Here is a 20,699-nt window from a genome sequence, read left to right as displayed (position 1 = left end):
TTTTCCTGCCGTTGTTGGAGACAAGCGATAAGACATAATTATGCCTGCATATATGATAATTTTTACTTGAAGAAATCAAGATATCTTGATATCTTGTGGAAAGGCTCTCGAAATGTCGCTAAAGGATATGTCTTTAGAAAGGGAATCTGTCGGAACTTACTCAGATTCAATTCTCGTTGCTCCTTCTACAACAAAAGGGGTTTTTCAGGATCGAGATATTCTGCTCGCGATAAAGGCATTATCCGATGAAACCCGCATTCGGGTTCTTCGAATACTCTCGATAGCTCCTCTAAATGTTCAGGAGATAACAGAAGTTCTGGATATGGGGCAATCTAGGATCTCTAGGCATTTAAAAATTCTGGCAGATGCTGGATTTTTGACATCTCAACGCGAAGGCTCTTGGGTATATTATAGCCCTAAGGTTTCGAATGACGATGCGCAGGATTTTTCTGCCAGATTTCATACTCTTCTTTTGGATTTTGAAAAGAGTCTTCCTCATTCGGAACAAGATTTAGTTAAGACTAAGGATATTCTTAAACAGAGAGATCTGAAAAGATCAAAATACTTCGATGATGTTGCCCAAAATTGGGAAAGCATTCAAAGTGATGTTTTAGATCCGGTTTTATATCGGAATAAGATCCTGGATTTACTTCCTGAACATTCTAGTCGGATCTTAGACCTTGGGTGCGGTCCTGGTGGTTTAATCCCTTATTTATTAATGAAGAGTCAGGAAGTTATCGGGATCGATTCTTCTGAAAAGATGATTAAAGAGGCAAAGAGTTCCTTTTTAAATAATTCCCAAGTCCAATTGTTTACATCCGAAATTGAAACTTTGCCTGAGAACCTGGTGCAATCTGCAGATTCTGTCGTAGCTTCGATGGTCCTACACCACCTTTCCAATCCACCTCAGGCTATGAAAGAAATACATAAAGTTCTAAAGGACGACGGCACTTTCATCATCGTAGATCTCAAAAAACATAACCAAGAAATCATGCGCGATAATTTCGCCGACTTATGGCTCGGATTCGAGTCGGAACTTCTCACAGATTGGCTGAACCATACCGGTTTCAGTCTTGAATCCATAGAAGAAGTAGAATCTCAGAAATACTTCAAAGTATTAATAATTAAAGCTAAGAAAAGAGGAGGACTTTAATGTCCGCTACAATACAAGAAAAAGGTTTAAAATATAAGGTTAAAGACATTTCTCTCGCGGACTGGGGTCGCGAAGAAATCATTCTGGCTGAAAAAGAAATGCCGGGTCTGATGTCCTTACGCAAAGAATATAAGGGGAAACAACCTCTGAAAGGTGCGCGTATCGCGGGCTCCCTTCATATGACCATCCAAACTGCAGTTCTGATTGAAACTCTGACTGAGCTTGGAGCAGAAGTTCGTTGGTCTTCTTGCAATATCTTCTCCACCCAAGACCATGCAGCAGCTGCTATCGCAAAAACCGGAGTTCCTGTATTTGCTTGGAAAGGTGAAACGGAAGAAGAATATTGGTGGTGTGTAGAGCAGACTATCTTCTTTGACGGTGGAAAAGGCCCGAACATGATCCTGGACGACGGTGGTGACCTCACCATGTATGTTCACGAGAAATATCCTCAACTTCTCGCGGAGATCAAAGGAGTTTCTGAAGAAACTACTACAGGAGTAAAAGGTCTTGAAAAACTTCTCAAAAAAGGAGAATTGAAACTTCCTGCGATCAACGTGAACGATTCCGTTACTAAGTCTAAATTCGACAACTTATACGGTTGTAGAGAATCCTTAGCAGACGGTATCAAACGTGCAACCGACGTGATGCTTGCTGGAAAAGTAGCTCTTGTTTGCGGATACGGAGACGTTGGAAAGGGTTCTGCTGCTTCTTTACGCAATTTCGGCGCTAGAGTGATCGTTACTGAAATCGATCCAATCTGCGCTCTTCAGGCAGTAATGGAAGGATACCAAGTTCTAAGGGTAGAAGACGCGATTGAATTCGTGGATATTGTAGTAACTGCGACCGGAAACGACGACATAATTTCCCTTGAACACATGAAAGCAATGAAAGACGGCGCGATTCTTTGCAATATCGGACACTTCGACACTGAGATCCAAATGTCCAGATTGAATGCTGAGAAAGGCGTGGTGAAGAAGGAAATCAAACCTCAGGTGGACAAATATACTTTCGAGAATGGTAGATCCATTATCGTTCTTGCAGAAGGTCGTTTAGTGAACTTAGGTTGTGCAACTGGTCACCCATCTTTCGTAATGTCTTGTTCTTTCACGAACCAAGTATTGGCTCAGATAGAACTTTGGAACAATAAATACGAGATCGGCGTCTATAGATTGCCTAAAAAATTAGATGAGAAAGTTGCAGCGTTACATTTGGAGCAATTAGGAGTTCGCCTAACCACATTAAACGCTAAACAAGCTGAGTATATCGGAGTACCGGTAGAAGGTCCGTTCAAACCGGAACATTACCGCTATTAATCGATAAGGAGAGGATGTGGCATACGTAGTAACCGAACCCTGCGTAGGGTGTAAAATTACTTACTGTGCTGCTGCCTGTCCTGTGGAAGCTTTCCGAGAAGGAAAGGATTACTTAGTCATAGATCCGGACATTTGCATCAATTGTAATGATTGTTTGAGGGAATGTCCGGTGAATGCCATCTTCCCGGAGGATGAGGTGCCGGTAATATGGAAAGATTGGATCGTTTTGAACGCAAAAGAATCGAAAACGCTGCCGATGATCAACGATCTTAAAAAACCTCTATTAGATAAACACTGCAATATTAAAGAATTATGAAACATAAATTTCCCACATATACAAACCCCAAGGCACAAGAACTTCTGAAGTTATTGGAAGAAAGGATACTAGTTCTTGACGGCGCAATGGGGACCATGATCCAAAGATATGGTTTGGGAGAAGAAGACTTCCGAGATGAACGCCTTAAAGATCATCCTTCTGCGCTTAAGGGGAATAATGATCTTCTAGTAATCACTAAACCAGAGGTGATCGAAGAAATACATTATAAGTTTTTGGAAGCAGGGGCGAATATTTTAGAAACGAATACATTTAGCTCTAACCGGATTTCTCAAGCAGATTATAATGCGGAAGCTTATGTAGATGAATTGAATAGAAAAGCGGTGAAGGTTGCTCGTGCAGCAATGGAGAGATTTTCCAAAACTCGTCCTGACCAGCCTTTATTCCTCGCAGGATCCATCGGTCCTACGACAAGAACGGCTTCTCTTTCTCCGGATGTGAATAATCCTGCATTCCGTGCAGTAACTTTCGATGAACTGGTAGAAACATTTTACGAGCAAGTAAGAGCGCTGGTGGAAGAAGGAGTCGATATTCTTCTTTCCGAAACGAATATAGATACTTTAAATCTAAAAGCGATCATCGTTGCGATCGAGAACGTATTCAAAGATTTGAATGTACGAATTCCAGTGTCTCTTTCTGTAACGATCACTGACGCTTCCGGAAGAACTCTATCAGGACAGACGATCGAGGCATTCTACAATTCCATCTATCACGCAAATCCTCTTTCAGTAGGGATCAACTGTGCCTTGGGTGCAGGAGAGATGAGGCCCTATATAGAAGAATTATCCAGGATCTCAGGTTGTTATATCAGTTGTTATCCGAATGCTGGGTTGCCTAACGCGTTCGGTGGATATGACCAAACTCCGGAAGAATTCGGGAATTTTTTAAACGATTTTTCCAGCCAAGGTTGGTTGAACATTGCTGGTGGATGCTGCGGAACTACTCCCGCTCACATTAAAGAAGGAGCCAAAGCTGTCCAAGGCAAAAAGCCAAGGGTTATACCGGAGATTGAGGGAAAAACCAGATTATCCGGATTAGAACCTTTGAATATAGATGAAGCAACCGGTTTCGTCTTGATTGGAGAAAGAACTAACGTAACCGGTTCTCCTAAATTCAAAAAGTTGATCTTAGAAGGAAACTTTGAAGAAGCGGTATCGGTCGCTTTACAACAGGTAGAAGCAGGCGCTAACGTAATAGATATAAACTTCGACGAGGCTCTTTTAGATGGAGAAGCCTCCATGAAAGAATTCTTGAATTTGATCGCAGTGGAACCTGATATAGCAAAGGTTCCTTTCATGGTCGACAGTTCCAAATGGTCCGTTTTGGAAACCGGATTGAAATGTATCCAAGGAAAGCCGATCGTAAACTCCATTTCCTTAAAAGAAGGTGAAGAGAAGTTCTTACAACAGGCAAAAACGATCAAGATGTACGGTGCCTCTGTCATCGTAATGGCCTTTGATGAACAAGGCCAGGCCGCTACTAAAGACGACAAGGTCCGTATTTGCAAAAGAGCTTATGATCTTTTAGTGGAGAAGGCAGGTTTCTCTCCGTTCGATATCATTTTCGATCCGAACATTCTAACTGTAGGGACGGGGATCGAAGAGCATAATAACTACGCGGTCGATTTTATAGAAGCGATCAAGGAGATCAAAGTTGTTTGCCCGGGTGCAAAGATCAGCGGCGGTTTAAGTAATATCTCCTTTTCTTTCCGCGGAAATAATCCTGTAAGAGAAGCAATGCACTCCGCCTTCTTATATTATGCGATCAAAGCTGGAATGGATATGGCGATCGTAAACGCAGGTATGCTTGCGGTTTATGAAGAAATTCCTAAAGATCTTTTGGAAAGAGTAGAAGACGTCCTCTTAAACAGAAGATCAGATGCGACCGAAAGGTTGATCGACTTTGCAGAATCCTTTAAGTCAGGTGAGAAGGCGGAAAAGAAAGAAGAAGCCTGGAGAGAAGGAACAGTAGAGCAAAGATTAGAATATTCTCTCGTAAAAGGAATTGTAGAATACATAGAACAAGACACTGAAGAAGCAAGACTCAAATACGATCAACCGTTACAAGTGATCGAAGGTCCTTTGATGGACGGAATGAGAGTTGTAGGCGATCTGTTTGGATCCGGAAAAATGTTCCTTCCTCAGGTAGTCAAAAGTGCAAGGGTGATGAAAAAGTCTGTGGCGTATCTTCTACCTTTTATGGAAGAAGAGAACCGCAAACAAGCTCAGGCTTCCAAAAAACAAAAATTCCTGATCGCTACGGTGAAAGGAGATGTTCACGATATCGGTAAGAATATCGTGGCAGTAGTTCTTGCATGTAATAACTACGAAGTGATAGATCTAGGAGTGATGGTCCCCTGCGAAAAGATCCTAGAAGAAGCAAAAAAGGAGAATGTAGACATCATCGGTTTGTCCGGTCTAATCACTCCTTCTCTAGATGAGATGGTTCATGTGGCTTCCGAGATGAAAAGAACGGGTTTCGATATTCCTCTATTGATCGGAGGAGCTACTACAAGTTCGGCCCACACTTCCGTAAAAATTTCGGAGAAGTATGATCAACCCGTGGTCCATGTTTTGGATGCTTCTAGGGTAGTAAATGTTGTTGGAAAACTTTTGAATCCTTCTTTAAAACCGGATTACATAAAGCAGATCAAAGAAGAGCAGAAGATCCAAAGAGAAATTTACTTCAATACAAGAAGTGATCGTAAACTTGTTTCTATCGTAGATGCTCGAGAAAATAGATACGTTACTGATTGGAATGTGACTAAGGTGACTAAACCGAACTTTACGGGAGTTCGTGTTTTTGATAATGAGATCTCTCTGGAAGAGTTGGTTCCTTATATAGACTGGTCCCCATTCTTTCAAGCTTGGGAGTTAAAAGGACGTTATCCTTCCATTCTGGAAAGTGAAACTTATGGTAAACAAGCCAAAGAATTATTCAAAGACGCTCAGAAATTATTAGAAGATATTATTTCTAATAAGAGATACAAGACCAGAGGAGTGATCGGTATCTTCCCTGCGAATAGTGTAGGCGATGACATAGAAGTTTACGAAGACGAAACTAGAGCTAAGGTTAAAACTGTTTTCCATACTCTGCGCCAACAGATTAGCAAAGAAGAAAAAGACGAACCTAATTACTGTTTAGCGGACTATATCGCTCCTAAAGAAAGTGGAATTGCAGATTATATCGGAGGTTTTGCGGTCACAGCAGGTCATGGAGTGGAAGAGTTTGCATCCATTTTCGATTCTCGCCTGGATGATTATAATTCCATCATGGCAAAGGCTTTAGGGGATCGTTTTGCAGAAGCATTTGCAGAATATATGCACCTCAAGATCAGAAAGGAGATCTGGGGCTATGTGGCCGATGAAAATCTTTCTTCTGAGGAATTGATCCGAGAACGTTATCAGGGCATTCGTCCCGCTGCAGGTTATCCTGCAAGTCCGGACCATACTGAAAAGAGAACGTTATTTGATCTATTGGATGCGGAGAAAAATACTGGAATCACACTTACTGAACATTTTGCGATGATGCCTGCAAGTTCCGTGAGCGGTTTGTATTTCTCTCATCCTGCTTCCAAATATTTTGCAGTCGCAAAGATCAATAAGGACCAGGTCCAAGATTATGCAAACCGGAAAGGGATCAGCGTTTCAGAAGTGGAAAAATGGCTTTCTCCGAATTTGGCTTACGATCCCCAAGAGGCGGTTTCCAGAGTCTAATCTTTAATGAAACGTTTTGTCGAAGTTACTACAAATCCGGTTCATTCTGAATACCAGGATGAATCGGAGCCTGGAACAGAGTTTCCGTTCCATCCTTGGCTGGCATCTAAGATCAGGGAGAGACTGGGTAGGGAAGATCTACTCCTGAAGTTAAGCGAGATCAGTTGTGAAGAAGTTGCCTGCCCAGTAATGGAGACTAGGGTTGAGGTCATAGATACTACATCCGGTAAAACTACTTCTTTTCTGCGATTTGGCAGAAAGAAAGAGCAAATTAACAAATTAGATCTGCAGCTTTCCTTTCAGAAAATGCAAATCCTGTAGTATCTTCGACAAAATTCAGACCCGAATTCAAATCCCGTAGCTTGGAACCCAAATTCCGCGACTCAAACTTGCACTTTGAATTGCGAATCCCGTCGAAGTTACTACAAACCTCTAATTCAAAACAAATCCAGAAATTACCTTCTCAAAGTTCGCCTTCTCTTTTTCGAACTGACTTTCCAAAGTAAAGGTAGAGAACTGAATGGAACCGAAATTACCGCTAGCTAAAAAGGAATAAAAAATAAATCTAAGACCTTTGATCTGAGCGGTATAAGTGACGATCTTTCCTGCGACTCCGTTTACGGAACAATCTTCAATATTAATGATCCTTGCATCCGGATCTGTTTTAACCACATTCAATAAAACTAATTCAGGAAATGACTCTAAAGGAATTTCTAAACCTTCATAGATCACCATTGCGTTCCCGGTTCTTGCCTGGTTTACAAAATGAAATTCTGCGAACTCGTGATTTTCGGTTATACTTGTCCATAAGGTTGGATTATAAAAAACGGAATATATCCCTGATTTACTTTTGAGAAGGTTTGTTTGGTCGGTTCCTTTTAAGATAGATCTGGCCGAGTTCGATTTTTTAGAAGGATCAACTTTAGGCTCGGGTGCATATTGCCAGGTAAAGTTTTCTTTAAGAACTATTTTCTTTCCTGTTTTGGTATAAACCGTTTCGTCGGCGAATGCAGCAGTGGCGGCGCAGAATAAGATTAGAAACTTGATTTTTTTCACAGGCCTTTCTCCTGGTCTTGAAAGATTTACTAAGGGTTGGCGAGATTATATTAGAAAAATTTGATCTTTATTTTTGTAAACTAGGGGAACTATCCGAAAATTTGTATTTTACCCCGAGCATACCTTGGATTTCCGGAGTGAGTAATCCGTCCGTATTTGGGAATGGTTGATGGAGAGGTAAACGTACCAGACCTTCGAAGCTTAAGTTCTTTGTAGAGATGGAAAACCCGGGGTTTACGTAATATTCGTAACCTTGCTGCCACCCTCTGAAAGCCTGCGGGGTATCGATCTGTAAAAGACTTTTATCATTAAATCTTTTAATCCCGGATACTTGCAGGAAAAAATCCATCTTATTCAAGTTACTAGAATTAGAGATCAAAGAGTAACTGATCCCGATGGATGATTTTGCAGACTCAGGGATCGCCAAACCTACGTTATTTCCCGCCATTCTCCAGCCTAGGTCCATTTGGATCCCGGCTCTTCCGAGTAAATATCCAAAGAGTAAATTCCCTGCTTGGTTATCTAAACCTCTGGATAGATTAGAACCTAAACCAGGCATAACGGAAGAAGTAGCTCTTACATCTGTCAATCCATCGAACGCTCTTCTTTCCGTATTAGCTCCTACATAAGCCTCGGATTTATTGTCCTTATTCTGGCTCATGCTCATTGCCATTACGAAAACTTCTTCTCTTCCGAGTGAAGGATATAGAGCGAAAAATTCTCTCTTTTGTAAAAGTATCTTAGGTTGATTCGGTAATTTATTAGGGAGTCCGGGAATGGAATTGAAAGATGCGGATGAAGATTCAGTCGGTATATATTCCTGAAATACTTTCATTTCATAAGGATATTTGAATGTAAGAGAAGAGAAAAATTGGACCTTATGCTCTTCCTTCTCGACTTTACTGTCGGAAGTTTCCTTTTGGGAAAATAGGGCCGTATTTTTGGAAAAGTTGTCGAAAGAATCCCAGAAAAAAGTAGAACTGTTCTCTCCGTATATTACGGACAAGCTCGCTACAAAGGGAAAAATCACCTGTAAGAGGGAAGGGAAGGTCTTTCTAAAGAACGAGCGCTTACGTTTAGGAAGAGATTTGGAATCATATGTCATCTTCTCGGTTCTCATCCTATATTTATTGATATATGACGGAATATTCTTCCTTGCCAATGAAAATTCCGTCATATTTACCAAAAAATAAGACCTTCTATAATTTACTTGGAATCGGTAAAAATGAACACAAAGATCAGAAATTTCGGACCTTGCAAAATTGAAAGTCCAGCAGCTTACGAATATTACACCGCAGACGAATCCAAGGTGGTTTTCAAGACAGTATTCGAAACGGAAGAAAACTGGAAGGAATATATAGTAGAAGGAGCCGAATTTTTCGAACAAGCAGGTCCCAGAAAGAAGGTCTATTTTGACCCGAAAGAAGTGACTGCCGGGATCGTGACCTGCGGGGGGCTTTGTCCAGGGATCAATGACGTGATCCGAGGGATCGTAATGGAATTAAATTATAGATACGGGGTCAAACGGATCCTTGGATTTCCTTACGGTTATCAGGGGCTTGTCAAAAAATTTGATCATAAGCCTATGGAGTTGAATCCGGAAAACGTGGCTCATATAGGAAGGGACGGAGGTACTATTCTCGCTTCTTCTAGAGGGAACCAAAATGCTTCCGATATGGTGGATAGGCTCTCTTTGTATGGAGTTAAGATGTTATTCTGTATCGGAGGAGACGGTACTTTAAGAGGAGCCAAAGAGATCGTTAAGGAAATAGACAGAAGAGGAGAAGAGATCTCCGTCATCGGGGTACCTAAAACGATAGATAACGATATCAATTATGTGCAAAAAACTTTCGGATTTTCCACCGCCTTCTCCAAAGCGATGGAAGCGGTAGAATGCGCTCATGTAGAAGCAAAAGGTGCACCAAACGGTATCGGAGTCGTAAAGTTGATGGGAAGACATTCAGGCTTTATCGCGGTGAACGCGGCTCTCGCTTCTCAAAACGTAAACTATTGTCTGATCCCTGAAGTGGATTTCGATCTGCAAGGCAAGGGGGCTTTCTTGGATATTTTGAAAAAAAGGATCTTAACCAGAAAACATGCGGTGATCATAATAGCAGAAGGAGCAGGACAAAAGTTTTTCGGCAAAAATGAAGAAAGGGACGCTTCCGGAAATCTAAAGTTAGGCGATATAGGTGTTTATCTCAAGAATTCCATCCAGGACTTTTTCAAAGCGGAGAAGATAGAAGTGAATGTGAAATACATAGATCCAAGTTATATCATTCGATCCATTCCTGCGAACCCTGAGGATTCTATTTTCTGCGGATTTTTAGCGCAGAATGCGGTTCATGCGGCTATGGCAGGCAAGACGGATCTGGTAATAGGAATGTGGAATAATGTGTTCACTCATCTTCCTATAGACATTGCGATCCAAGAAAGAAAAGTACTTCAGCCTACTAAGAGTACTTTGTGGAGAACATTATTGGCTTCCACAGGACAGCCTGCTCATATGGTGGCAGAATAGTATAAGAGTTGGAGATGTCCGAGATCAAATAGATATCGGCGCCTTAGTATCAGGATCGAATTATATAATCCTAATTGAGTCGGACCATTACTAAAGTGTAATCGTCATGAGGATCCGCTTCTCCTCTGAATGCGTCAGTAGTATCCAAGATCAGTTCTTTTAGATTTTCTACGGGCATATCCCCGTTTCTTTCTATTAGTTTTGCAAGATTTTCCAGAGAATACATTTCTCCGGTTTCATTTGTGGTCTCGCTCACACCATCCGTGTACAGAACTAGAAGATCTCCAGGCTGGTATTCCACCTCATGCTCTTCTATCTCAGACTCTTTGATCCCTAGAGGCATTCCTTTTCCGGAGAGAAGTAGTACCTTCTTCTCCTTAGCTTTATATAATAACTGCTCGTTATGACCAGCACTAGAATAACGAATTCTTTTTTTGAGCATATTGATGCGGGTCAGCATCACAGTAACGAACATAAAATAACCGGACTTCTCCTGGATGATCCGATTTGCTCCCATAAGACTGATACTTGTGGAAGAGTTACGTGCCACTTCGCCTGCGATAATCGTTTTGGAAAATTCCATAAAGAGTGCGGCAGCGATCCCTTTTCCGGAAACGTCCGCGATCAAGATACTCACTTCGTCAGGATTGTGATAGATCAGATCATAAAAGTCCCCACCGATCTCCTTGGATGCGGTGTAAGAAGTTTCAATCTCCAAAAGATGCATCTTCTTAGGAATATTAGGAAGAGAGTTAAGTTGTATCTGAGAAGCGATCTGCATGTCTCTTCGGATGGATGTTAACTTCTCCTTTTGGTTTTTTGCCAAAAGACTATTATATGCTTCCGCGATCTGATTGGAGATTGTGCTTAAGATGGAAAGATCCTGGTGGGAAAAACTATCTCCACTCATCTTATCCGCAGCATTCAAAACGCCTATGATCGTTCCATCCTGACGGATCGGAACGGATACGAATGATCTGGTCTTATAACGATTGGGTGTAAGAAGGTCCGGATTAATATCCGTTTGTCCCTGTACTAGGATCGCTTTTCCTTGGGATAAAATTTCGTTCAAAATCCCTCGGGATTCATCCACTAAGTGGGATTCTTCTTCTAAACTGAAACCGATGGATTTAGAAAGTTCGAATGCTTTTGTTCTAGGGTTTTGGAAGATCAAAGAAACTCTTTCCGCACCTAAAACGTCCGAGATTGAGTTTACTGTTAGATTTAAGAACTGATCCAGCTCGCTGATATTAGAGATCGCCTGGCTGATCTGGTAGAGACAATCCAGCTCTCTCGCACGGTCTTTTAAGTCACGGATCAACCTTCTGTTCCTGATCGCGATCGCCGCAAGATCGGAAAGATATTCTAATATTTTAATATCTTTATTTGTGAATTCAGGCCTTTCCAAGGAGTTAACCGCTTCCAGAACTCCTTGGATTTCTCCCTGCGCCTTCATCGGAACACAGATCAGGTTTTTAGTGGTGAACCCGACTGCATCATCTATGTTTCTATAAATTCTAGGATCGTTAGCTGCGTCGTTTACGATTACGGGTTCTAGACTTTCTAGTACCATTCCGGCAATCCCTTTTCCTCTAGGGACTTTTAATTCAGTGAGGGATTCTCCCTTATCACCTTTTGCAACTTGGAAAACTAGACAATCTTCGTCCGGATCATAGAGTAGAAGGGAACATCCTTCCGTATTGAGTACATCTTTTGTGGTCTCTATGATAATTCCCAAAAGTTCTTCCAGATCATCGGTGGAATTGATCCTGGCAGTAATGTCTGAAATAAGAGCTAAGGAGAGCTGTTTGAAACTCATTTGGTCCGGGGATACTTCTTTTTTTGAGAGATTTTCAAATCGGGAGGGCTTATTCCAGCCCAAATCCAACTCCTGTCAAGGAGATTCGGAACTTTCCTCTTATTCGATCAAGGAACCGATCCCTTGGTCAGTAAAGATTTCGATCAGGATAGAATGTGGGACTCTTCCGTCAATAATATGAGTCCTTCTTACTCCTTGGTCGATCGCAGAAAGGCAACATTCTACTTTAGGGATCATTCCTCCGGTGATATCTCCTTTTCGAATATAATCTTTTACTAAGGCCCTGTTCAAACCTGTTACAAGTTTTCCGTCGATCAGGATGCCGCTTGTGTCGGTAAGAAGGATGAGCTTCTCCGCCTTGAGAGCTCCCGCCAATTCTCCCGCAAAAGTATCTGCGTTGATATTCAAAGATTCTCCCGTTTCGGATTCGGCGACTGGAGAAATGACCGGGATAAAACCTTTTTCTTGGAGAGATAAAATTACAGTCGGATCTATTTTGTCGATCTTACCCACAAGACCTACATCCACTAGTTCGGATTTTTTTCCTTCCACATCTATTTCGATCTTTGTTTTGGAAGCGACTGCAAGATTTCCGTCTTTTCCGGAAAGACCCACAGCATTTCCACCTTCTTTATTGATCATGGAAACGATCTGCTTATTTACTTTTCCGGTGAGAACCATTTCCACAACGTCCATGGTCTCTTCGTTAGTGACCCTATGACCGTGAACGAACTCGGTTGGAATATTTAAACTATCTAGGAGTCTATTGATCTCAGGCCCGCCTCCGTGAACGATTACCGGATGGATGCCTACGTATTTTAGAAGAACGATATCTTTTGCAAAAGATTCCTTTAAGTCGGCCTTTGCCATTGCGGCTCCGCCATATTTGATGACCACAGTTTTCCCGGAGTATTTCGTAATATAGGGAAGGGCCTCCAGAATATTGTTGACCCTCTCAAAGGAATGTTCCATACCAAACAGGGAAATCGTTCCCCACTTGTACGTCGATTCGGAAATGTTAACAATTTTAATCACCGGAGGAAGCGGAGGCTTAGGCCGCGCTCTTGTTTCCGAATTAGGAAATTCTGGATATAAGATCCTAAATTGGGATCTGGTTTCTCCGGACCAACTTCATCCAAACGAAACATTCCAAAAAATAGATCTGACTTCTTCAAACGAACTGGAGAATGCCTGCAAAAGTTTACGATCCGAGACTCCTTCTTCCATATATGGATTTGTACATTGTGCAGGTTATGGCGGCCCTTATCATAAGATCACCGAAGTTTCTTTGGAAGAATGGGACAGGATCTTTTCCATCAATCTTAGATCTGCATTTCAAATTACAAAAACGTTACTTCCTGTTTTCGGCGAGAAAGGACTCGGCAGATTCGTATACATAGCTTCTTCTTTGTCTGTGCAGGGAAGTGCGCTGTCTGTGGCATATTCTTCTTCCAAACACGGGATCATAGGTTTTATGAAATCTATCGCTGCGGAATGGGGAGAGAATGGGATCACTTCTAACGCGGTGAGTCCAGGTTATATGGAAACCAAGATGGGGATCCAAGAAGATCAGGTGGACGACCATCGTAAAAAGATAATAGAGATGACACCTGTGAAAAAGATCGCTTCTCCGGAAGAGATTGCAAGAGTGGTGTCTTTTTTAATTTCTTCCGAATCAGGTTATATCAACGGAGCGAACTGGACTGTGGACGGAGGAATTACTTCGATCTAGTTTTTTTGGCAGAAGGTTTCGAAGTTTCAGATTCTTTTCCTAAATGTAAAAATACTTCTCTCAATTCTTTGACAGAATCTTTCGCTTTTTCATCGATCCATAGTTCGTTTCCAGAAGGAGAAGAATCGAATTTGATCTTTCTTTTTAGAATTTTCCCTCTTCTGGAAAGAAGAAGGTCCGCTTTTTTGCCGGGTTGGTACTGACTTAATAATTCTTTAAAGTTTCCCGGTAGAATTCTTTTATCATCCAGAGCGATCCATTCATCACCTAGATTGATATCGGTTTCTTTTACCGATTTGGAAAGAAGGATCTTACTTACGATCATTCTTCCTCTTTCTTCTTTCACCCTAAATCCGGATTCTATTTTAGGTTTAGAAGAGGTTCTTTCCACTCCGATCAAATGTAAGTAATTCTCAACAGGAATACGTTTTGGTTCCGTGATATAAGTGTCGAATTCTAATTTCAGATCCAGGCCTGTGACCTTCTTCGCAGTTTGAAAAAATTCAGCTTTGGTAAAACCTCTTTTCTTTTCTTGATGATACTGTTTGTTCAAAGCAATCATAATATCCACCAAGGATTTTCTACCCTTGGTTTCTTTCAGAATATAAAGATGTATACTTAAAGACAGAATTGCACCCTTCGTATAATAGGAAATGCCGGTATTCGAAAAATTCGGATCGAATGGGCGATTATAATATTTAGTCCAAGCCGTAAAACTGGAATCTTCTAGGCTCATCCAGGATTCACCTAAAGATTCTTCCAGCTCTTGTATATCCTTCCAAAGTTTGTTCAAATATTGCTGGGGAGTATAAGATCCGCAAAGAAGAAGAAAGTATGCATCGAAAAAACTCGTAATTCCTTCTGCGATCCATAATTCTTTAGTTAAATTCGGTTTTTGGTAATCAAAAGGTCCAAGAGCGATCGGACGAATTCTTTTCACGTTCCAATGATGAAAATATTCATGAGATAAAAGTTCTAAAAGAGTTCTATAATTATCAGGGTTAGGCCATCCATTCGGATCGAATTGATTGATACTACAATTGAGATGTTCCAATCCGCCGTATAGATTATCGCTCATGTCTAGAACGAAAAGATAATACTTATTCTCCGTTCCACCCATGAGTTTGATCTGTGTTTCTACGATCGTTGCCAAATCTTTGGAGATCTTCTTCTTATCTTTTGTTTCTATATCTCCTAAAATAACTAGATCGAATTCGCATCCTTCTGCGCTAAAAGTGATCTGTTTTTCATTCGTAAGAAGAATAGGGGAGTCGAAAAATTCGTCAAAATTCTTTGCTTTCCAGGTTTGTTTAGAACCTTCCTTCTTCTTTAATCCCGTATAACAAAAACGGAATGGTGTTAGGTTTTTCCAACTAACCTCAGGTTCTAGATCTAAACGATCTTTTGGATATAAGAATGTTGCAGGAGGATGAACTAAAATAAAATCACTGGTGAAATAATTGGTTCTTACGGTATGTTCGAATCCATACACTAAATAAGAAATTTTGAATGTTTCTCCCTTGGAGGAGACTTTCCAAGTGTCTAGATCCGTTTGTTCTATGTTCCAGCCCGGTTTGGACTGAGTAAATTGGACTTGGTGGATTGATTTGGAATAATCCCGGATCTTATAAGAGCCCGGGGACCAATTCGGAATACAAAGAAATGTTTCCTGTTTGTCTGGGTGGACTTCCATTTCCACCTTTAATAAATGTCTATGCGGTTGGTATGTATCTAGAGTGTATTTTACGATCACGCCTTAGGCACCGGCCTCTTTTAAGATCTCCTCTAAGGTTTCTGCAACCGTTTTAGTGGGATCCACTTTTCTCCATACTTTGCGGATGGTCCCATCCGGTCCTACCAAAAAGCTGTCTCTGGAAAGTCCCTTAAAAACTCTGCCTTGCCATTCTTGGTCTCCATAAACTCCTAGAGGTCCGCTCAATGTTTGTTTCGGATCGGATAGAAGAGGGAAACTCAAATTGAATTTGTCAATAAATTGTTTATGACTATCCAAAGAATCCGAACTGATCCCGTAGACCTTAGCTCCCGCCTGAGTGAACTTTTCTAAGTTGTCTCTATAAGAGCAGGCTTGTTTTGTACAACCCGGAGTATCGTCTTTCGGATAAAAATACAATAAGGTCCAGGAACCTGCCGAATCCTTAGGTAGATTTACTGTGTTCCCTGCTGAACTGGATAAACTTACTTCCGGTAATTTTTTGCCTTCCCATGAGTCGGACATAAAGTTTTCCTCCTATTTTCCCTTCCGGATAGTTTCTACCGAAAACATTTTTGGGAAAAGGAAAAATCCGTTAAAAAAGTTGAAATCTTGCAGTTTTTCTCATCCAATTACTACTGTCGAATAACGCATGGTGCATAAACAAAAATTTCCGGCTTTACCTTTCAGATCTCTAATCTTCATTTCTTTTTTCTTATTCTCTTTTTACTCTCTGGGTTCTCAAGAAGAAGAGCCTATTCTAGGCTGGAAGGACCTGGATCTAAAAAGATTAGAATGGGAATCCGTACGCGGATTTAAACCTGAATTTAGATCAGGCTTCGATGTAACAGAATCTGGGTATTTAAAAATAGAAAAATTCCCGATCGTTCTAAACCAACTCTACAAAACTCCGGTATCCGATAAGATCCAAGAGTTCACCATCCAGACAAAATTTAATCTAGGTTTTGATCCCAAGGCACAAGTTTTCTTGAGCCCGATCCGGCTTTACTTAAATTTTATAGGTGAGAACTGGGAAATTTATCTGAACGGACATCTTCTCCAAAAAGAGATCCATTTGGACTCGAATGGAAAAATGGGGATCCGAAAAACTCTCCGAGATATGGAAGTGCAGGTGGACTCGAGTCTCTTGCAAGCGGGAGAGAACAGACTTGTATTCCGTATGTTGGGAGACGCACCGGCCCTTCATCTTTCGGAAGAGGAATATCCTGCACTTTCTCCGATATTTACACCAACGAATGTGGATCTTGGATTTTATTTGGACGGAGATTATACTTTAGGGATCGAATACGATTTTTCCAAGAAGATCGGGATCTTGATCAATTTAAGTCTAAATACGATCTATATATTTTTCGGATTATACCATCTTCTCATTTTTTCCAAAAGAAGAACGGACAAATATAATTTATACTTCGGGATCTTTTCCATTTCTATGGCGGTTTACTCCTTGAGTAGATCCACGATCATATTCGATTTTATAGAGGATAGTACTTGGATTACAAGAATTGAATATGGTTCCGTATCCCTGCTTGCCCCTTTATTCTTGCTCTTTCTTCATGATTATTTTTACGGATCTACTTTACCGAATAAGGCGATACTCCTGATCACCGGGTGGAGTTTTTCCATCTTCTTCTTTTCTTTTTTCGCTCCATTCCAATATTTGATGATCAGTTTGAGAGCTTGGCAGATCTCCATTCTGCCTTCTCTTATCTATCTATTGTATTTTATGGGGAAAGCGGTTTATCTGCGTAAAAAAGACGCTTCTCTCATGGCGATCAGCATGTTCATCATCGTATTCATTTCAGGTTACGATGTGTTGGATTCTATGTTCTTTCAATCGGGGATCAGATTCACTCAGTTTGCGTATTTATTATTCGTAATTTCCTTAACCACCATACTTGCAAACAGGTTCATCGATCTGTACAAACAATCGGAAGAATTGAACATAGAACTCAGCCATCAAAAACTAGAATTGGCTAGACAGAAGAATGCATTCTTCCGCTTCGTTCCGATGCAGTTCTTAAGTGTACTTGGAAAAGACTCCGCAGTGGATGTAAATCTGGGAGATTCCGCATTACGTGAAATGAGCGTTCTGTTCACAGACATTCGTTCTTTCACTACAATCTCGGAGAAGATGACTCCGGAAGAAAATTTTAAATTTATCAACGGTTATTTGGCAAAAATGGAACCTCTTATCCAAAAGTACGAGGGCTTTGTGGATAAATTTATGGGAGATGCGATCCTCGCTCTATTCTCCGCTGAAAGAGTGATCCATTCAGAGAATAATTGGGAAGGTAAGTCCGCCGCGGACAGGGCAGTCCTTGCAGCCATTGATATGAGAAGAAGGGTTCGGGAACTCGAAGAAGAAGTAAAGGGCAATCACGGACATGTAAAAGGTGTTCGGATCGGGATCGGTATCAATACCGGGAACCTAATGCTCGGTACAGTAGGTTCTTCTCATAGACTGGATACAACTGTGATAGGTGACACGGTAAACGTTGCATCTCGTTTGGAAAGTCTTACGAATTTATATAAGGCGGATATATTAATTACTCAGCAAACTTTGTCTAGTCTTACGATTGCGGATGAACTTGCGATCCGAGAAGTGGACTCAGTAGTGGTTAAAGGAAAAAGCCAGCCAATCATCATATACGAAATTTACGAATCAGATGATCCTCATATTCGCAAGCTGAAAGATGCAACTTTAGCTTTGATCTCCAGAGGCATCATTTTGTATAAGGTGGGAAATTTCAAGGAAGCACTCCAAAATTTCGAACAAGCCTTGAAAGTGTATCCGGAAGATATAGTGGCTATCTTATACAGAAAACGCTGCCAAGAATATATAGAGTCTCCACCTGTTGGAAATTGGGTCGGAGTACAACATCTTTTAGAAAAGTAGAAAATCGTTTTTCGCTTTCCATAAGACCAAAGGATCATAAGAATGATCACCTATGATTTCTTATCCGGTGTACAAACTCATTCATATCCTTGGTATTTTATTCTTATTCTCCGCATACGGTGGTCTTGCACTTCACGTATTAGGAGGAGGCACAAAAGAGAACGCTCCTAAAAAACTGATCGCTTCCGCTCATGGAATTGGTATGACGCTGATACTATTGGGCGGCTTCGGAATGCTTGCGAGAATAGGACTGTTGACCAGTTTCCCTGGCTGGGTGATCGCTAAGATTGTGGTCTGGTTGATCTTTGGCGGATTATTGACTGCGTATTATAAAAAGCCTGAGTTTGCAAAAATACTTTGGTTCGGTCTTCCGGTGCTTGGTACATTCTCCGCGTATCTTGCCTTATACAAACCGTTTTAAGTTTTTATTAAAGTTTTACCAGATAAAACTCCTATTTTCATTTTTGAAAATGGGAGAATAAATAAAGTGAAGGGATGAACTTATGGCAAAGGTGAATGTTTCCAAGTCAGTCAAAAAACAGTCTTCCAAAAAAGACACAAGTCTAAAGCCGATCAAAGATTTTTTAGGTTCCCGCAGTCTTCCTGCACCTGTGGATCGTTTGGAAGATGTTCGCAAAAGAGCGAGAAGATTTAGAGATAAATTTTTATCAGGGCCGCAAGTAGTATATTATAAATCTTTTGATTTAGTCCGGGTTCCTTACCCTACTAAATACGCTTTGTTGAATGCATTCAGTCTTCCTACGCCGTTTCTGCATATAATCAATCGATTATTCATCATCCAATACAAAACATCGGAAGGAATTAAAACTCTGTTATTTTCTCCATCCGATGTGGATGCGAATGCGGAGACTCCTTTTTTCAAAAGGCTTTCCCAAAGTTTCGGGCCTTTTCAAAATATCGGCAGAAAGATCATGGCTCCCACTCTAAACACAGTAGAGGAATGTTTGAAACAAGTAGGACTTCCTCCGGAGAAGGTGGATTATATTTCTTTCGATCATTTGCATACTCAGGATCTGCGCAAATGGCTGGGGGCGAATGGTCAGCCTGGATATTTTCCGAACGCGAAGTTACTCGTCATGAGAGAGGAATGGAATTCTATCCAAGGACTTCTTCCTCCCCAATCAGACTGGTATTGTCCGAACGGTTCCGGTGGGATCTCCATGGATCGAGTTGTTCTTTTAGATTCTGATACGGAACTAGGCGGTGGAGTGGCCTTGATCAGAACTCCTGGACATACGTATGGGAACCATAGTTTGGTAGCGAATACTCCGGAAGGGATTTTTGTAACCAGTGAGAATGGAGTGAGTGCTGATAATTATAATCCGCTCAAGTCTCGCATTCCTGGAGTGCGTAAATATGCTAAAAACACAGGTATGGAAGTGATCTTAAACGGAAATACTTTGGAGATAGGTCTTGACCAATATATCTCCATGGTCTTGGAAAAAGAGATTGCAGGTCCTTCTTTACGAAACCCTGAATTTTATAATGTTATGCCTTCTTCCGAGATGAGCGGGTTTTGGCTTTTCCCGGGAACAAGTCCGACTTTTTCATTTGGACAATTAGAATTCGGTAATATAATTACCCATTAGGAAATATAAATGAACATACTCATTACCGGTGCAAGCGGCGGTTTAGGAAAAAATCTGGTAGAGAAGGCTTACTCTTTAGGTCATAATGTACTTCTGACCAATCTGAATGAAAAAGCTCTGAAAGATTACGTTACTAAACAAAAGTTTGATAAGAATAGGGTTTTAACTTCGAAATTGGATGTGACTTCTCCTTCCGAATGGAAGAAGGTTATGGATCTTGCTTACAAAAAATGGGGCAAACTGGATATTCTAATGAATGTGGCAGGTTATCTTCTGCCTGGATACATTGAAAATGTAAGCCCTAAGGATATTGATAAACATATAGATATCAATGCTAAAGGTTTGATGTACGGAACTAGAGAAGCTTCTATCCGAATGATCTCTCAAGGCGGGGGCCATATTATAAATATTGCATCATTGGCGGGAGTTGCTCCTATCCCGGGGATCTCTCTTTATTCTACTTCTAAATTTGCAGTTAGAGGATTCTCCTTGGCAGTCGCCCAAGAATTGAGACCTAAAAAAGTATTTGTGAGTGTAGTTTGTCCTGACGCGATCCAAACACCGATGCTGGATCTTCAAAAAGATTATGAAGAAGCTTCCATGACATTCTCCGGAAATAGATATCTCAAAACGGAAGAAGTAACAGATATCATCTTTAATAAAGTGATCCCGAATAAACCGATGGAAGTTCTGATCCCGGGTTCCAGAGGATTTTTGGCAAAGGTAGGAAGTTTTCTTCCTGGTTTGAATGCGTTACTCAGTCCTTCTCTCATAGGTAAAGGTAAAAAAAAGCAGAAGGTCTATAAAAAGGTTTAAG

General features: G+C 41.0%; 17 protein-coding genes. 11 read left to right on the top strand and 6 right to left on the bottom strand.

Translation table 11 applies throughout. From position 1 onward, the window contains the following. Positions 1 to 112 precede the first annotated feature (112 nt). From EHR06_RS08550 to EHR06_RS08530, 5 genes are read left to right on the top strand one after another with little or no spacing between them, the layout of a single operon-like run. On the top strand, positions 113 to 1,153 hold the full coding sequence (locus EHR06_RS08550; RefSeq protein ID WP_135756608.1) for an ArsR/SmtB family transcription factor: 1,041 nt from the start codon (positions 113 to 115) through the stop codon (positions 1,151 to 1,153). Continuing rightward, a complete protein-coding gene (gene ahcY / locus EHR06_RS08545; RefSeq protein WP_135756607.1) occupies positions 1,153 to 2,466 on the top strand; it encodes an adenosylhomocysteinase in 1,314 nt (437 codons plus the stop codon). The genes EHR06_RS08550 and ahcY overlap by 1 nt, the downstream gene beginning before the upstream one ends. 16 nt (positions 2,467 to 2,482) lie before the next feature. Next, positions 2,483 to 2,782 carry a DUF362 domain-containing protein gene (locus tag EHR06_RS08540; protein WP_135756606.1) on the top strand — a complete coding sequence of 100 codons (300 nt, stop codon included), beginning with the start codon at positions 2,483 to 2,485 and terminating at the stop codon, positions 2,780 to 2,782. Next, positions 2,779 to 6,516, top strand: a complete 3,738-nt coding sequence (metH, locus tag EHR06_RS08535) for a methionine synthase (protein WP_135756605.1) — start codon at positions 2,779 to 2,781, stop codon at positions 6,514 to 6,516. Before EHR06_RS08540 ends, metH begins: the two co-directional genes overlap by 4 nt. A gap of 6 nt (positions 6,517 to 6,522) precedes the next feature. Continuing rightward, entirely contained in the window at positions 6,523 to 6,837 is a 315-nt protein-coding gene (locus tag EHR06_RS08530; RefSeq protein ID WP_135756604.1) for a hypothetical protein, read from the top strand. A gap of 111 nt (positions 6,838 to 6,948) precedes the next feature. On the opposite strand, the gene EHR06_RS08525 is transcribed toward EHR06_RS08530, so the two are convergent. Next, on the bottom strand, positions 6,949 to 7,572 hold the full coding sequence (locus tag EHR06_RS08525) for a hypothetical protein (RefSeq protein ID WP_135756603.1): 624 nt from the start codon (positions 7,570 to 7,572) through the stop codon (positions 6,949 to 6,951). Between the two features lie 67 nt (positions 7,573 to 7,639). Next, positions 7,640 to 8,578, bottom strand: coding sequence for an LIC_20087 family outer membrane protein (locus EHR06_RS08520; protein ID WP_244288546.1), 939 nt, complete (start codon positions 8,576 to 8,578; stop codon positions 7,640 to 7,642). Positions 8,579 to 8,797: 219 nt separating this feature from the next. Here EHR06_RS08520 and EHR06_RS08515 point away from each other — a divergent pair, with 219 nt between their 5' ends. Further along, positions 8,798 to 10,093, top strand: coding sequence for an ATP-dependent 6-phosphofructokinase (locus tag EHR06_RS08515; protein ID WP_135756601.1), 1,296 nt, complete (start codon positions 8,798 to 8,800; stop codon positions 10,091 to 10,093). 70 nt (positions 10,094 to 10,163) lie between these two features. On the opposite strand, the gene EHR06_RS08510 is transcribed toward EHR06_RS08515, so the two are convergent. Together EHR06_RS08510 and argB are read right to left on the bottom strand one after the other, a co-directional pair. Continuing rightward, positions 10,164 to 11,912, bottom strand: coding sequence for a GAF domain-containing SpoIIE family protein phosphatase (locus tag EHR06_RS08510; RefSeq protein ID WP_135756600.1), 1,749 nt, complete (start codon positions 11,910 to 11,912; stop codon positions 10,164 to 10,166). Between the two features lie 99 nt (positions 11,913 to 12,011). Then, positions 12,012 to 12,884, bottom strand: a complete 873-nt coding sequence (gene argB / locus EHR06_RS08505; protein ID WP_135756599.1) for an acetylglutamate kinase — start codon at positions 12,882 to 12,884, stop codon at positions 12,012 to 12,014. 43 nt (positions 12,885 to 12,927) lie between these two features. Here argB and EHR06_RS08500 point away from each other — a divergent pair, with 43 nt between their 5' ends. After that, on the top strand, positions 12,928 to 13,644 hold the full coding sequence (locus EHR06_RS08500; RefSeq protein WP_135756598.1) for an SDR family NAD(P)-dependent oxidoreductase: 717 nt from the start codon (positions 12,928 to 12,930) through the stop codon (positions 13,642 to 13,644). Here EHR06_RS08500 and EHR06_RS08495 read toward each other — a convergent pair. Beyond that, complete coding sequence (locus EHR06_RS08495) at positions 13,631 to 15,397, bottom strand: M61 family metallopeptidase (protein ID WP_135756597.1); 1,767 nt, start codon at positions 15,395 to 15,397, stop codon at positions 13,631 to 13,633. The two genes, EHR06_RS08500 and EHR06_RS08495, sit on opposite strands and share 14 nt — an antisense overlap. A 3-nt stretch (positions 15,398 to 15,400) precedes the next feature. Further along, positions 15,401 to 15,880: a peroxiredoxin gene (locus EHR06_RS08490; protein ID WP_135756596.1), complete on the bottom strand. Its 480-nt coding sequence runs from the start codon at positions 15,878 to 15,880 to the stop codon at positions 15,401 to 15,403. A 127-nt stretch (positions 15,881 to 16,007) separates the two neighbouring features. Between EHR06_RS08490 and EHR06_RS08485 the strand changes: the two genes are divergently transcribed. The 4 genes from EHR06_RS08485 to EHR06_RS08470 all read left to right on the top strand — a co-directional run bounded on the left by EHR06_RS08485 (position 16,008) and on the right by EHR06_RS08470 (position 20,698). Next, positions 16,008 to 18,272 carry an adenylate/guanylate cyclase domain-containing protein gene (locus EHR06_RS08485; protein WP_135756595.1) on the top strand — a complete coding sequence of 755 codons (2,265 nt, stop codon included), beginning with the start codon at positions 16,008 to 16,010 and terminating at the stop codon, positions 18,270 to 18,272. A 52-nt stretch (positions 18,273 to 18,324) separates the two neighbouring features. Then, complete coding sequence (locus tag EHR06_RS08480; protein ID WP_135626833.1) at positions 18,325 to 18,693, top strand: hypothetical protein; 369 nt, start codon at positions 18,325 to 18,327, stop codon at positions 18,691 to 18,693. 82 nt (positions 18,694 to 18,775) lie between these two features. Further along, positions 18,776 to 19,882 carry an MBL fold metallo-hydrolase gene (locus EHR06_RS08475; protein ID WP_135756594.1) on the top strand — a complete coding sequence of 369 codons (1,107 nt, stop codon included), beginning with the start codon at positions 18,776 to 18,778 and terminating at the stop codon, positions 19,880 to 19,882. A gap of 9 nt (positions 19,883 to 19,891) precedes the next feature. Next, complete coding sequence (locus EHR06_RS08470) at positions 19,892 to 20,698, top strand: SDR family oxidoreductase (RefSeq protein WP_135756593.1); 807 nt, start codon at positions 19,892 to 19,894, stop codon at positions 20,696 to 20,698. Position 20,699: the final 1 nt, after the last annotated feature.

Source organism: Leptospira dzoumogneensis, assembly GCF_004770895.1.
GTDB classification, from domain to species: Bacteria; Spirochaetota; Leptospiria; order Leptospirales; family Leptospiraceae; genus Leptospira_B; species Leptospira_B dzoumogneensis.
This window is presented reverse-complemented; position numbering and strand designations above follow the sequence as displayed.